Source organism: Campylobacter felis, from assembly GCF_030250085.1.
Taxonomy (GTDB): Bacteria; Campylobacterota; Campylobacteria; order Campylobacterales; family Campylobacteraceae; genus Campylobacter_D; species Campylobacter_D upsaliensis.
This window is the reverse complement of sequence record NZ_JANURX010000006.1, coordinates 23,166-37,832: the sequence shown is the minus strand read 5'-3', so window position 1 is coordinate 37,832 and position 14,667 is coordinate 23,166. Positions and strand designations below refer to the sequence as shown.

Sequence of the window (14,667 nt, the reverse complement as noted above, 5' to 3'; positions counted from 1 at the left end):
AAAATAAATTTTTGTGAAATAATGTTACTAAAAGTAAAATATGCTAAAATTAACAGCAAAAAAAGGAGTATTTTGAGCTTACATCAACCCACTTTAAGAGTATTAAAAATTTTAGAACTTCTTGCTAACTCACAAGAAAGACTTACTTTAAGCACCATAGCCAAAAAACTAAACATTCCCACAAGCACCATTTATCCTATTTTACAAACCCTACAAGAAAAACAATATATTCAGTGTGATTTAAAGCATAAAACTTATCATTTAGACTTTCAAATTCTTGCTTTATCAAATCACATCAAAAGCGAAAATAAAGTCCTTGAACTGATTAAAAAGCATATGAAAACCATAAGAGATTTAACGCAACAAACTTGTCAAATGGGAATTTTAAAAGAAGGCAATGTGCTGTATTTGGAAAAAATAGACGCTAATAATCAAGTCCAACTCAAATCCTTCATAGGCACTTCTTACCCAGCTTATGCGACCTCTTTAGGCAAGGCTTTACTAGCAAATAAAAATAAAAATGAATTAAAAAAACTTTACCCACAAGCTTTTCAAAAAATCACAACAAAAACACTCAATAACATCGAGGAATTATATCAAGAATTAAAAAGCATCAAAAAAAATAAAATCGCCTTAGAAAGTGGCGAAATGAATCCGCAAATTGAATGTATGGCTATAGGGATAGAGCATAAAGGCAAGATTATAGCCGCCATTAGCATTTCATATTTGCTTTATTATTCTAATGAAAAATTTAGAGAAACAAATAAAAAAATTTTACAAGAAGAAAAAAATAAGATAGAAAAAGAGCTTAGCTTTAGTTTTCCGGATTTAGATGCTATTTATTAAAATAGCCCAAAAAAGGGCTATTATTCTTGTTCTTTAAGTTTTAAATTTTGCTCACCATAAAGTCCCGTTCCAACAGGGATAATACGACCCAAAATGACATTTTCCTTCAAGTCCTCTAAATAGTCAAATTTACCCGCTATACTTGCTTCTGTTAGCACCTTAGTCGTTTCTTGGAAAGAGGCTGCTGAGATGACACTATCACTTCCTATGGCTGCTCTAGTTACCCCTAAAAGCACAGGCTCTGCTATGGCTGGTTCGCCGCCCATTTTGACGATTTTTTCATTTTCTTCGCGGAATTTACGGCGTGAAACTAAATCTCCCTCGATAAATTTAGTATGCCCGCTATCGACCACCCTAACCTGCCTTAACATTTGAGAAACGATAACTTCAATATGTTTATCAGAGATCACAACACCCTGTCCGCGATACACTTGCTGAATTTCGCTAATAAGATAATAATGCAAAGCCTTTTCGCCTAAAATTTTAAGCACATCGTGGCTTGAAATCAAGCCGTCTGTAAGCTTTTCTCCAGCGTGGATAAATTCGCCATCTCTCACTTGGATATGCTTTGACTTATCGATAAGGTATTCTGCACTTGAACCATCTTCTGCCTCAATAATAATTCTTTCTTTAGAACGCAAAGGCTTGTCAAAACGCACAACTCCGTCAATCTCTGCTATCACAGCGGCATTTTTAGGCTTTCTCGCCTCAAAAAGCTCACTTACACGCGGCAAACCACCTGTGATGTCTTTAGATTTAGCCACCGCTTTTGGCGTTTTAGCTAAAACATCAGCTTGTGAAACTTTGTCTCCATCGTGGATAAAAATCACCGTTTTTGGCTCAAGCTGATAACGCGCAACTTTATCTCCCTTTCCAGCTATAAGTAAGGTAGGACGCACTCCACTTGGCAAATATTCATTAATCACCAAAGAACGCTTACCAGTCGCCTCGTCTAACTGCTCATCTGCACTATATCCAGCTTCAATATCCTCAAAGCTCACCACCCCATCAATCTCCGCTATGATAGTATTATTATACGCATCCCACTCGGCTATCACGCTTTTATCTTTTTTTGCCGCACTAGCTATAATGGCATTCACATCGTCTATAACCGCACTATCATCAAATTCTATTTTAGACTCTCTAGGGATATAATGCCTTTTTGCCTCTCTGTCATTTTCATCGGCAATGACAACAAAAAAGCCTTTTTCTTTGACTATATCGCCCTTTTTAACCTTACGCACTCTATCAAGCCCATCGCCTTTAAGAATGTAAAATTTCAAAGTTCCTGTTTCACCCGCTTTGATATCTTGCACGATAGGATCGCCATCTTTGACTAAAATTTCACTTGCATAAGGAATACGATTTGGCACATTCCAGCCCTCTTTAATCACCTCCACTATACTCTCATTTTCATTGACTTCACTGCCATTTTGGTAAGGCAAATAAAGCTTTCCGTCTATATTTCCGCTCACACCAGCTAACTCATTTGGCTTAGCCAAATCATATTTTCTTAATATAAATTTAGCCTCTTTTTTCTTATCTTTTATCGAAACAATCACATCTTCGTGAATGCTTTCTATGCTAATAGTTCCTTTAAATGGTGCTTTGATTTTTGGCTCCACAAGTAAAATCGCCGCATTTCTACGATTTGCAACGATATTTTTACCCTCTTTATTTTTATAGGTTTTAAGATTATAAAATCTTATAAAGCCCTCTTTTTGCGCACTTACTTGTCTATCCTGTAAGTCTGTGCTAGCCGTTCCACCGCTGTGGAAGGTTCTAAGCGTAAGCTGAGTCCCCGGCTCACCAATAGATTGTGCCGAGATAATGCCCACCGCCTCGCCCGGCTTGACAAGCTTACCTTCACCCAAATTCACACCATAGCACTTCGCACAAATACCCTTTTTAGCCTTACAAGTGATAGGAGTGCGGATATTTACACTCTTAATTCCACTTTCAGTAAGCACTCTAGCCTTCTCTTCGTCAATCAAAGCTCCCTCAGCAAAAAGAACAAAATTTGTAATAGGGTCAATCACATCTTCAGCCAAAACCCTACCCAAAATACGCTCTTCTAAAGTTTCTACTATGGAGCTATCAGCGGTGATTTCGTTAATCTCAATGCCCTCATGAGTGCCACAATCATAAGTTGTAATTTTAACATTTTGTGCCACATCGATAAGTTTTCTTGTCAAATACCCTGCATTTGCTGTTTTAAGTGCGGTATCAGCGAGTCCTTTTCTAGCTCCGTGTGTTGAGATGAAATACTCAAGCACATTAAGCCCTTCACGGAAATTTGAAATAATAGGCGTTTCAATAATGCTACCATCAGGCTTAGTCATCAAGCCTCTCATAGCGGCAAGTTGTGAAATTTGTGCTGCACTACCTCTTGCACCACTATCTGCCATCATATAAATAGAATTAAAACCCTCTTTGTCTTTTTGTACAAGCTCCATCATCTCTTTTGACAAAATATTATTCGTGCTTTTCCAAATATCTATAATTTTATTATATCTTTCGCCGGAAGTTATCAAGCCCAGATTGTAAGAATTTTGAATTTCTCTTACTTGCTTTTTAGCTGCATCAATCGCCTTTTGTTTTTCATTTGGCACGATAATATCAGCTATGGAGATAGAAACGCCTGCCTTAGTCGCATATTCAAAACCTAAATTTTTAAGCTTATCCAAAAAGCTTGCAGTGATCTTTAAGCCACCTTGCTTATAAACATAATCCACCAAAGCGGCAATGTCTTTTTTCTTTAGCACCTTATTCCACATATTTTCAGGGACAAAATCAGGCAAAATAGACTTAATAATCAAACGCCCAGCCGTAGTCGCACATTTACGCCCATCGATAATGGTTTGGATATTTGCATGAATATCAAGGCAATTTGACTCCATCGCCATTACAACCTCATCAATGCCTGTGCAAATTTTATGCGCTCCTTTTGCACCCACTTTTTCTAAAGAAAGATAATAAATTCCTAAAACCATATCTTGAGAAGGCACGGTAACGGATTTTCCACTCGCTGGTAAGAGGATATTCATAGAAGAAAGCATTAAGACCTTACATTCAGCAATAGCTTCTTGAGAAAGTGGCACATGCACAGCCATTTGATCGCCGTCAAAGTCCGCATTAAACGCCGCACACACTAAGGGGTGTAGCTGGATAGCCTTACCCTCGACTAAAACAGGGTGAAAAGCTTGGATAGAAAGCTTATGTAAAGTTGGGGCACGGTTAAGCATTACAGGGTGTCCTTCAACAACCTCTTCAAGGCACTCCCAAACTTCATTTGTTTTATTTTCTATCATTTTTTTAGCTTGCTTAACAGTAGTCGCATAGCCCTTTTCCTCAAGCTTAGCTAAAAGGTGTGGTTTAAAAAGCTCTAAAGCCATTTTTTTAGGCAAACCGCACTGGTCCATTCTAAGCTTAGGTCCTACAACGATAACGCTACGACCAGAGAAATCCACCCTTTTTCCCAGCAAATTCTGTCTAAAACGCCCTTGCTTGCCCTTAATAATCTCACTCAAAGACTTAAGCGGTCTTTTGTTTGCTCCCTTGACGGCATTTGCACGGCGACCATTATCAAATAACGCATCAACTGCTTCTTGAAGCATTCTTTTTTCATTTCTAATGATAATTTCAGGCGCGTCAAGTTCGATGAGTTTTTTAAGTCTTGTGTTTCTATTAATCACGCGGCGATACAAGTCATTAACATCACTAACCGCAAATTTACCTCCATCTAAAGCAACAAGAGGGCGTAAATCAGGTGGCAAAACGGGTAAATTTGTAATCATCATCCACTCAGGGCGATTTGGCACTGCGTCTTCGCTGTCAATATTTGCATTAAGATTAGAATTTAAGAAATTTTCTACCACTTTCAAACGCTTAATAATAGTCTTTTTCTTCGCTTCGGAATTTGTCGCTTGCATTTGCTCTTTGAGTTGATTTAATAAAGCAACTAAATCTAAATTTGCAAGCAAATCACGCACGACCTCTCCGCCCATTCTAGCTTTAAAATCGGTATTTTCATAGCGTTGCATTAAGCTTTGATACTGCTCTTCATTTAAAACATCACAAAATTCGACTTTTTTGGAATTTTCATTGTCATAATAAGCCTCGCCCGGATTCTCTACAATGTAAGCTTCATAGTATAACACACGCTCCAAATCCTTCATCTTAACACCAAGCAAAGTTCCTATACGACTTGGCAAAGAATTAACATACCAAATATGAGCCACAGGTGTTACAAGCTCGATATGCCCCATTCTAGAGCGACGCACTTTAGAATTTGCGACTTCAACACCACATTTTTCGCATTTTACGCCCTTAAAACGCATTTTTTTATATTTACCACAAAGACATTCATAATCTCGAATCGGTCCAAAAATTTTTGCACAAAAAAGTCCATCTCTTTCAGGTTTTAAAGTGCGATAATTAATCGTTTCAGGTTTTTTAACCTCACCGTAAGACCAAGATTTAATACGCTCAGGACTGGCTAATCTTAACTGAAACGCTTCAAAATCTCTAGGGCGATTTTCTTCTTTTATCTCTATTACTTTAAATTTACTCATTCTCTTCATCCTTATCAAAAATCTCAACATCTAAAGCCAAAGATTTAAGCTCGTTGGTTAAAACAAAAAAGGTTTCAGGTATGCCTGTGGCTGGGACATTTTCTCCCTTAGTTAAAGCCTTGTAGGCACTAAAACGCCCTTCAACATCATCGGATTTTATTGTTAGCATTTCGCGCAGGGTGTGCGCCGCGCCGTAAGCCTCCAAGGCCCAAACCTCCATTTCTCCAAATCTCTGTCCTCCAAAAAGTGCCTTACCACCCACAGGCTGTTGCGTTACAAGACTATAAGGTCCTGTGCTTCTTGCATGCACTTTTTCATCGACAAGGTGATGAAGTTTAAGCATATACATACATCCTACATGCACACGCTCAACAATCTTCTCCCCAGTGCGTCCGTCATAAAGTTCTGTTTTGCCGTCCATATCCACTTTAGCCATTTCAAAAAGTTTGGCAAATTCCTTTATATTAACCCCCTCAAAAACAGGAGTAGCAAATTTCACACCCCTACTCCAATCTCTTGCATAGTTTAAAAGCTCATCATCGTTTAAGCCCTCAACAAAGGCTTTTTCATTTGCAAGACGCGGGATAGAACAAATTTCTAGCATTTTCTTGCGTAAAGTCTTAACAAAATCTTTTTGCTTTTTATCAAAAATTTCTTGGATTTGCTCACCTAGTTTTAAGCCCACAAGTCCCAAATGGCTCTCTAAAATTTGCCCGATATTCATACGGCTAGGCACACCAAGCGGATTTAAAGCAATATCAACGCTTTTACCATTTGGAAGATAAGGCATATCCACCTCAGGCACTATGGTAGAAACGATACCTTTATTTCCGTGTCGTCCCGCCATTTTATCGCCAACCTTGAGTTTTCTTTTTGTCGCAATGTAAATTTTAACAAGTTTAACAACCCCACTTGGCAAGATATCATCTTTGTCTAAAATTTCAAGCTTTTCATCGTGTTCGGCTTTAAGCTTTTTCTTTTCATCTTGGAAGTGATTTTTTAAATCATCATACTGCTTTTGTATCTCTTTAGAATAAGCTTTTATGAGGCTTGTTAAGATAAAACGATTAACTTTTTCTAAATCCTCCCTAGCAACTTTTTGCCCCTTTTTATAGCTCTTACTACCTACTTTTTGCTCACTATTTAAAGGTGCCTTAGCTAAAAGAGCATAAACTCTTAGCATTTCCTCTCTATCCATCATTAAAAGTCTGTCGTGATACTCTTTTTCTAAAGCCATTTTTTCTTTATCATAAGACTTTAAGGCTCTATCATCTTTTTCATAACCTTTTTTAGTGAAAATTTTCACATCAACAACCACACCCTCTAAGGAAGCAGTAGCATATAAAGATTTATTAACAACATGCCCAGCTTTTTCTCCAAAAATAGCTCTTAAAAGCCTTTCCTCTGGCGTAGGCTTTACTTCCCCTTTAGGAGAAACCTTACCCACTAAAATCATACCCGGCTTTATATGAGTTCCAATTTTTGCGATACCGCTCTCATCGAGGTGTGCCACATCATCTTCTTTGACATTTGGAATATCTTTAGTAATTTCCTCAACGCCGTCTTTTAACTCTCTAGCCTCTATTTCTTTTTCATAAATATGCACACTTGTAAAAGTATCCTCACGGATAATTCTTTCACTCACAACAATGGCATCCTCATAATTGTAACCGTTCCAAGGCATAAAAGCGATAAGGGCATTTTTGCCTATAGCAAGTTCACCTTGGTCCATACTAGGACCATCGGCTATAACCTGCCCCGCTTCGACCACATCACCCTTTTTAACGATAGGATGTTGAACATAATTAGTATTTTGATTTGTTCTTAAATTCTTTTCTAGACTATAGTGGTCGATAAAAGGACCTTTTTCATCTTCACCTAAAATAAATATGCTTTTATTATCAACCTTTTCTATCACTCCCCCACGCTTAGCCTTAACAGCCTCCCACGCGTCCCTTGCAATAATTCTTTCCATACCAGTTCCCACTATAGGTGCAGAAGAAGTAAGCAGTGGCACAGCTTGGCGTTGCATATTTGAACCCATTAAGGCTCTGTTGGCATCATCGTGCTCTAAAAAGGGTATGAGCGAGGCGGCAACCCCCACCACCATACCCGAGCAAAGGTCTATGAGTCCGACCTCCTCGCGCCGCGCGAGTGTGGTTTCGCCATCCTGCCTCACCTCTACAAATTCCTCGAGGATATTGCCCTTGGAGTCGAGCTTTGTCGAAGCTGGAGCGATGAAAAGCCCCTCTTCTTGAGTAGCAGTGAGATAAACGACCTCATCACTCACTTTACCATTTTCCACCTTTCTATAAGGTGCTTCGACAAAGCCAAGCTCATTAACCTTAGCATAGGTAGAAAGGGTATTAATAAGACCGATATTTTGACCTTCTGGAGTTTCAACAGGACAAATTCTGCCATAATGAGTCGCATGCACATCACGCACCTCAAAACCTGCCCTTTCTTTCACTAAACCACCCTCGCCTAATGCAGATAAACGGCGTTTGTGAGTTACCTCACTTAAAGGGTTTGTTTGGTCCATAAATTGCGATAATTGCCCACCTGTAAAAAATTCCAAAATTGTTGTCGTAATCATCTTAGGATTAATCAAATCATAAGGCATCACCTTATCTAAATCCGCATTTAAAGAGCTAAATTTATCTCTAATCGCCTTTTGCATTTTTGTAAGCCCTAAGTGAAGCTCATTTGCTAAAAGCTCACCTATGGAGCGGATACGGCGATTACCTAAATGATCTCTATCATCGATATAACCCTTACCATTTTTAACCTTTATGAGATATTTTGCAGTCTTGATAATATCTTCATTTGTTAAAACTGTGGTGTATTCGGGCACATCAAGGGCTAATTTATGATTCATTTTCATACGACCAACTTTAGTCAAATCATATCTTTCTGGATTAAAAAATAAATCATTTACAAAAGCCTTAGCCGCATCTTTAACCACAGGCTCACCCGGACGCATAACCTTATAAATTCTAATCGCCGCCAAATCGTTTTCATCTTCTAAATTTTCGCTTTGCTTAAGTAATTTTAGAGTTTCACTATCTTGCATAAAAGAATTAATAATCGCCGCATCCACGCCATTTGCCAAATCATTAGCTATATTAAAGCTTTTTTGCTCTTTAATTTTAGCAAGTTTTCCCTCATCAATCAAAGTCAAAGAGTCAAAAAGCACTTCTCCGCTCTGCTTATCAACAATAGGACTTGCTAAGTATCTATTTATAAGAACTTCTAAAGGGTATTCCACCCATTTTAATCCATCTTTAACAAGCTGTTCAATTTTCTTTTTTGTTAATCTTTTACCAGCTGGATGAACAACCTTGCCTTTTTCATCTTTTATGTCATATTCTACTCTATCAACAAAATCATTTGGGTTAAATTCCGTTAAAAATTTATCTTTTTTCACATGAATGGTTTGGATAGGATAAAATAATTTTATAATATCTTGTTTTTTATATCCTAAAGCCCTAAAAAGCATAGTTATAGGCACTTTTCTTCTTTTATTTATCCTAACATAAAGCACATCTTTAGCATCATATTCAAAATAAAGCCACGAACCACGATCTGGTATGATTTGAGCAGTATAAACAAGCTTATTTGCCACCGTGGAGCTTTCCTCTTCTTTAAAAATCACACCCGGACTTCTATGAAGCTGATTAACCACAACTCTTTCTACACCATTAATAATAAAGGAAACTCTATCTGTCATTAAAGGAATTTCGCGTATAAAAATCTCTTGTTCTTTAATATCCTTAATGCCAACCTTTTCACCTGTTTTTTCATCTTTTTCGTGAAGAGTAAGACGAATTTTCATTTTCAAATTTACCGAATAAGTTAGCCCTCTTTCCATACATTCTCTTATGGTATATTTTGGCTTACCTATTTCACTACTTACATATTCTAATGAAAGTCTATTTTGTGGATCGTGGATAGGAAAAATGGATTTAAACACTTTCTCTATACCGCTTTCGCTTTTTGTATCACTAAGATTTAAAAAATAATCAAAACTTGCTTTTTGTAATTGAAGAAGATTTGGAATTTCAATTTGTTTGGAAATATTGGAGAAATCTACCCTAAAACGATTTCCTAATTTATTATTTAACATATATCTATACCTCATTGGTAAATTTGTAAATTTAAAAAGAAGACCTAAAAAATTTAGGTAAAAAAGGGAATTTGCAATCAATTCCCTTAAACATTAAAGCTTATTTTAACTCTACCTTAGCCCCAGCCCCTTCGAGTTGTTTTTTAGCCTCTTCAGCATCGGCTTTGGCCACGGCCTCTTTGAGGGTTGAAGGCGTTTGCTCAACTGCATCTTTTGCCTCTTTAAGTCCAAGACCTGTAAGAGCACGAACGATTTTAATAACTTCGATTTTCTTCGCACCGCTATCAGTTAAAACGATATCAAATTCAGTTTTTTCTTCAGCCGCATCAGCACCGCCAGCACCAGCAGCACCGCCAGCCACCATCACAGGAGCAGCAGAGACGCCAAATTTTTCTTCAAATTCTTTTACAAGTTCTGATAATTCAAGAACACTTAAATTTGAAATATACTCTAATACATCTTCTTTAGAAATTGCCATTTTTTATCCTTTTATTAATTTTCTGTTTCTTTTTTATTTTTTAACGCATTTAAACCAATGGTAAAATTGGTAATCGGCGCATTCCAAACTTGCAAAAGCATAGCAAGCAACTCATTGCGTGAAGGCATTTTAGCCAAAGCTTTAACCTTAGCGACATCTGCAACTTCGCCATCAATAAAGGCGGTTTTAATTTGAAACAAATCATTATTTTCTTCAAATTTTGCCGCGACTTTAGTTACGCTCAACTGGTCTTCGCCCCAAAGATAAATATTTGTATCTTTAAGAACTAAACCTGTTTTACCGGAATTATTGAGAGCAATGTTAGCCAAAGTGTTTTTAATGATTTTAACTTCAACACCATTTTCTCTTGCATTATTTCTAAGCTCTTCAAGTTTTTTTGTGCTAAGTCCCTTGTAGTTACATACCACAATGGCTTCACTTGCTTTAAAACCCTCTTCAAGCTTAGCGATAACTTCTACTTTCTCGCTTCTAGTCACATCTTCTCCTTTCCGATTGAGATTTCAAGCAGAGCGATTTCTCATTTAAGTCCTAAGACCTCGGCTATCTTCAATCTAAAATAAACATTTCAAAGAAAATCTTTCTCTCAAATGTTTATTTATAAGAGTTGTTTTCACAACTCTTATTTCATATCTAAAAGCTCTTGAACTTCAAGCTTTACAGATGGACTCATCGTTAAAGAAAGTGCAGCGTTTTTAATATATCTTCCCTTTGCAGCAGCTGGTTTATGCTTATTAATCGCCTTAACAAAGGTGCTAATATTTTCCAAAAGTTTTTCTTTTGTAAAGCTTACTTTTCCAAGTCCTGCGTGGATATTTCCTTGCTTATCAACGCGGAAATTTACCTGTCCGCTTTTTGCATTATGCACAGCTTGTGCCACATCCATAGTTACCGTGCCTGTTTTGGGATTTGGCATTAAACCCTTAGGTCCTAAAATTCTACCAACTTTACCCACAAGTCCCATTAAATTTGGTGTTGCAATTAACACATCGAAATTCATATTACCCTTTTGAATTTCTTCCACCAAATCATCGCTTCCTACTATATCCGCTCCAGCAGCTTGCGCTTCATCAGCTTTTGCATCTTTAGCAATCACAGCCACACGGACTTTCTTACCCGTTCCAGCAGGTAAAACTACCGAACCACGCACCATTTGGTCAGCGTGTCTTGGGTCAACATTAAGCTTTAAAGCAATCTCAACTGTCTCATCGAATTTAGCTGAAGCAAGAGTTTTTACAGCATCTACCGCTTCATTTAAAACATAATTTTTTTCAGAATCAATCTTTTTCGTTAATTCTTTTAATCTTTTTGTAATTTTCGCCATTATTTTCTCCGCATTTAAAGTGCTACCGCCTTAATCCCAGCGGTAAGGATTTATCAATCTACGATTTCAACACCCATAGAACGAGCCGAACCCGCAATAATCTTAGCAGCTTGGTCTCTATCTTTAGTGTTCAAATCCGCAAGTTTTTTATCTACTATATCCAAAACTTGCACACGAGTTAGCTTACCAACCTTATTTTTAAGTGGGTTGTCCGCACCTTTACTAATACCCGCTGCTTTTTTAATCAAATCCGTAGCAGGAGGCTGTTTAGTAATAAAAGTAAAGCTTTTATCTGCATAAACTGTAATTACAACAGGGATATTAAAACCTGCCATATCCTTTGTTCTTTCGTTAAAAGCTTTACAAAATTCCATAATATTAACACCTTGCTGACCTAAAGCTGGACCAACAGGAGGTGATGGATTCGCTTTTGTAGCAGCGATTTGCAATTTAATTTCGCCTACGACCTTTTTAGCCATAACCAATCTCCTTTAAAAAAAATTTAAATGACTTTCTCAACTTGAGAATACAAAATTTCTACTGGTGTCGAACGCCCAAAAATAGAAACATTAAGCTTTAATAAACCACGAACCATATCATATTCTTCCACTATGCCCGTAAAATTCGCAAAAGGACCCTCTATAATTCTTACATTTTCGCCCGCTTCGAAAGAAATTTTAGGCTTAGGAGCAGCTTTATTATAAGCTTTTTCTAAGATTAAATTAATGTCTTTTTCGCTTAAAGGCGTGGGTTTTTTAGACTCGCCTATAAAACGCCCCACTTTTGGTAAAGACTGAATGCGATGCCAAAGCTCTGTATCTAGGTCCAAATTTGCAAAAACATAACCAGAATACAAACTTCTTTCGCTAATTTTTTCCTTACCATTTTTAAATTCAATCACATCTTCGGTTGGAACGACAATTTCTTTTAATCGCTCTTCAATTTTATTATCTTTAACTAAATTCTCAATAGCCCTCTTCACAGCCATTTCGCTACCAGCATAAGTTTGGATGGCATACCACTTGTGATTACTCATTATCAGTCCTCATCAAACAACAGAAGAAACAACAAAAGACATCAACCAATCCACCAATGCCAAAAACAAGGAGATGACGCTAACTACCACGAAAACAGCAATATAGGCATTACGAACCTGTTCTTTTAAAGGAAAAATGACCTTTCCTAATTCAGCTTTCGATAATTTAAAATAAGCTACGAATTTTTCCATCTACAAAACCTCTAATCATGGCAGGGCAAGAGGGATTCGAACCCCCAACCATCGGATTTGGAATCCGGCGCTCTACCGTTGGAGCTATTGCCCTAAGGACAAGCTTAACTTTTTAGCTTAACTTCTTTATGAAGTGTGTGTTTTTTTAATCTTGGACAATATTTCTTAAGCTCTAATTTTTCCGTAGTATTTTTGCTATTTTTATAAGTGCTGTAATTAATATCTCCACATTCTTCACACTTTAAACCAACTTTAACTCTCATCTAACTTTCCTTAAAATCAAAGCCAAGCTTTTAAACTTGGCTTTTTAAATTTACTTAATGATTTTAGAAACAACCCCAGAACCTACAGTCTTACCACCTTCACGGATAGCAAAACGCGTTCCTTCTTCAAGAGCTACTGGAGCAATGAGGCTAACAGTAATTCTTACATTCTCACCCGGCATAACCATCTCAACACCATCAGCCAGCTTAATAGAGCCTGTAACATCCGTTGTTCTTACATAAAATTGCGGACGGTAATTGTTGAAAAATGGAGTGTGGCGACCACCCTCATCTTTATTTAAAATATAAACTTCTGCCTCAAAATCCGTATGTGGAGTGATAGACTTTGGTTTAGCAAGAACCATACCACGAAGAACCTCTTCTTTTTTAGTTCCTCTTAAAAGCACACCGACATTATCGCCTGCCTCGCCTTGATCCATTTCTTTTCTAAACATCTCAACGCCTGTAACTGTTGTAGTTTGAGTATCTTTAATGCCAACAATTTCAATAGTATCGCCGACTTTAACCACACCTTTTTCAATTCTACCTGTTACAACGGTCCCACGACCTGAAATTGAAAAAACATCTTCAATAGGCATTAAGAAATCTTTTTCAGTATCTCTCACAGGAGTTGGGATATACTCATCAACTGCTTTCATAAGCTCCAAAACTTTCGCCGACCACTCGCCATCTTGACCTGCCTTAGCCTCTTCTAAAGCTTGGAGGGCAGAGCCTGAAATGATAGGCGTATCATCACCAGGGAAATCATAAGAGCTTAATAACTCTCTAATCTCCATTTCAACTAGCTCTAAAAGCTCGGCATCATCAACCATATCTGCCTTATTCATAAAAACCACAATGTAAGGAACGCCTACTTGACGCGAAAGCAAAATGTGCTCTCTGGTCTGTGGCATAGGACCATCTGCAGCAGAAACGACCAAAATCGCTCCGTCCATTTGCGCAGCACCTGTAATCATATTTTTAACATAGTCCGCGTGTCCAGGACAATCCACATGCGCGTAGTGGCGATTTTCTGTCTCATACTCAATGTGAGAAGTCGCGATGGTAATGCCACGCTCTTTTTCTTCGGGAGCGTTGTCGATATTGTCATAGTCTTTAAGCTCCGCCAAACCCTTTCTTGACAAAACAGCAGAAATTGCAGCTGTCAAAGTAGTTTTACCATGGTCCACATGACCGATGGTGCCGATGTTGACATGTGGCTTGTTACGAGAAAATTTTTCTTTAGCCATTTTATTCCTCCGTATAAAAATTAAATAAGCAAGTCTAAATTTATCTAAATTTTTTCAAATTATGGAGCTCATAGCGGGAATTGAACCCGCGACCTCTCCCTTACCAAGGGAGTGCTCTACCTCTGAGCCATACGAGCGCTCAGAAAAATTTACACATAAATAGACAACTAAAAACTCTTCAATAGGGAAATTCTGTAAGTATCATAAATACAGCTCCCAGTCAAACTTTGGAGCGGGAAACGGGACTCGAACCCGCGACCCTCAGCTTGGAAGGCTGATGCTCTAGCCAACTGAGCTACTCCCGCAAAGCCATGGTGGTGAGTCGTGGATTCGAACCACGGAAGGCAAAGCCAGCAGATTTACAGTCTGCCCTCGTTGGCCACTTGAGTAACTCACCTAAAAAATAACGCTAAAAACGATATCTGGTCAAACACTGCTAAAATTCAATGGAGCTGGTTAAGGGACTTGAACCCCCGACCTGCTGCTTACAAGGCAGCTGCTCTACCAACTGAGCTAAACCAGCGAATAAAAGTTGCAATTCTACCTTAAAAAAAATTTTT

At 37.8% G+C, this 14,667-nt stretch carries 11 protein-coding genes and 5 tRNA genes; 1 reads left to right on the top strand and 15 read right to left on the bottom strand.

The window, feature by feature from the left end; genetic code table 11:
* Positions 1-72: 72 nt before the first annotated feature.
* A complete protein-coding gene (locus NYG92_RS04725; protein ID WP_289233674.1) occupies positions 73-846 on the top strand; it encodes an IclR family transcriptional regulator in 774 nt (257 codons plus the stop codon).
* 20 nt (positions 847-866) lie between these two features.
* Here the strand turns inward: NYG92_RS04725 and rpoC are convergent, their stop codons facing one another.
* The 15 genes from rpoC to NYG92_RS04650 all read right to left on the bottom strand — a co-directional run bounded on the left by rpoC (position 867) and on the right by NYG92_RS04650 (position 14,630).
* Entirely contained in the window at positions 867-5,420 is a 4,554-nt protein-coding gene (gene rpoC / locus NYG92_RS04720; protein ID WP_289233673.1) for a DNA-directed RNA polymerase subunit beta', read from the bottom strand.
* Positions 5,413-9,546, bottom strand: a complete 4,134-nt coding sequence (rpoB, locus tag NYG92_RS04715; protein ID WP_289233672.1) for a DNA-directed RNA polymerase subunit beta — start codon at positions 9,544-9,546, stop codon at positions 5,413-5,415. The genes rpoC and rpoB overlap by 8 nt, the downstream gene beginning before the upstream one ends.
* Before the next feature lie 100 nt (positions 9,547-9,646).
* Positions 9,647-10,024, bottom strand: coding sequence for a 50S ribosomal protein L7/L12 (rplL, locus tag NYG92_RS04710; RefSeq protein WP_139454754.1), 378 nt, complete (start codon positions 10,022-10,024; stop codon positions 9,647-9,649).
* Positions 10,025-10,038: 14 nt separating this feature from the next.
* Positions 10,039-10,521 (bottom strand): 50S ribosomal protein L10, encoded by a 483-nt coding sequence (gene rplJ / locus NYG92_RS04705; RefSeq protein WP_082199261.1) that lies wholly within the window; start codon positions 10,519-10,521, stop codon positions 10,039-10,041.
* Positions 10,522-10,664: 143 nt separating this feature from the next.
* On the bottom strand, positions 10,665-11,366 hold the full coding sequence (gene rplA / locus NYG92_RS04700) for a 50S ribosomal protein L1 (RefSeq protein ID WP_139454753.1): 702 nt from the start codon (positions 11,364-11,366) through the stop codon (positions 10,665-10,667).
* A 53-nt stretch (positions 11,367-11,419) separates the two neighbouring features.
* Positions 11,420-11,845 carry a 50S ribosomal protein L11 gene (gene rplK, locus NYG92_RS04695; protein ID WP_131936996.1) on the bottom strand — a complete coding sequence of 142 codons (426 nt, stop codon included), beginning with the start codon at positions 11,843-11,845 and terminating at the stop codon, positions 11,420-11,422.
* Between the two features lie 23 nt (positions 11,846-11,868).
* Positions 11,869-12,402: a transcription termination/antitermination protein NusG gene (gene nusG, locus NYG92_RS04690; RefSeq protein WP_289233671.1), complete on the bottom strand. Its 534-nt coding sequence runs from the start codon at positions 12,400-12,402 to the stop codon at positions 11,869-11,871.
* Between the two features lie 12 nt (positions 12,403-12,414).
* Positions 12,415-12,594, bottom strand: a complete 180-nt coding sequence (gene secE, locus NYG92_RS04685) for a preprotein translocase subunit SecE (RefSeq protein WP_270976907.1) — start codon at positions 12,592-12,594, stop codon at positions 12,415-12,417.
* Positions 12,595-12,612: 18 nt separating this feature from the next.
* Positions 12,613-12,688, bottom strand: a tRNA-Trp gene (locus NYG92_RS04680).
* Between the two features lie 10 nt (positions 12,689-12,698).
* On the bottom strand, positions 12,699-12,857 hold the full coding sequence (gene rpmG / locus NYG92_RS04675; protein ID WP_004275236.1) for a 50S ribosomal protein L33: 159 nt from the start codon (positions 12,855-12,857) through the stop codon (positions 12,699-12,701).
* Between the two features lie 50 nt (positions 12,858-12,907).
* Entirely contained in the window at positions 12,908-14,107 is a 1,200-nt protein-coding gene (gene tuf / locus NYG92_RS04670) for an elongation factor Tu (protein WP_289233670.1), read from the bottom strand.
* Positions 14,108-14,169: 62 nt separating this feature from the next.
* A tRNA-Thr gene (locus NYG92_RS04665) sits at positions 14,170-14,244 on the bottom strand.
* Positions 14,245-14,335: 91 nt separating this feature from the next.
* Positions 14,336-14,412 (bottom strand) — tRNA-Gly (locus NYG92_RS04660).
* A gap of 7 nt (positions 14,413-14,419) precedes the next feature.
* Positions 14,420-14,504 (bottom strand) — tRNA-Tyr (locus NYG92_RS04655).
* A 50-nt stretch (positions 14,505-14,554) separates the two neighbouring features.
* A tRNA-Thr gene (locus NYG92_RS04650) sits at positions 14,555-14,630 on the bottom strand.
* Between the last annotated feature and the right edge of the window lie 37 nt (positions 14,631-14,667).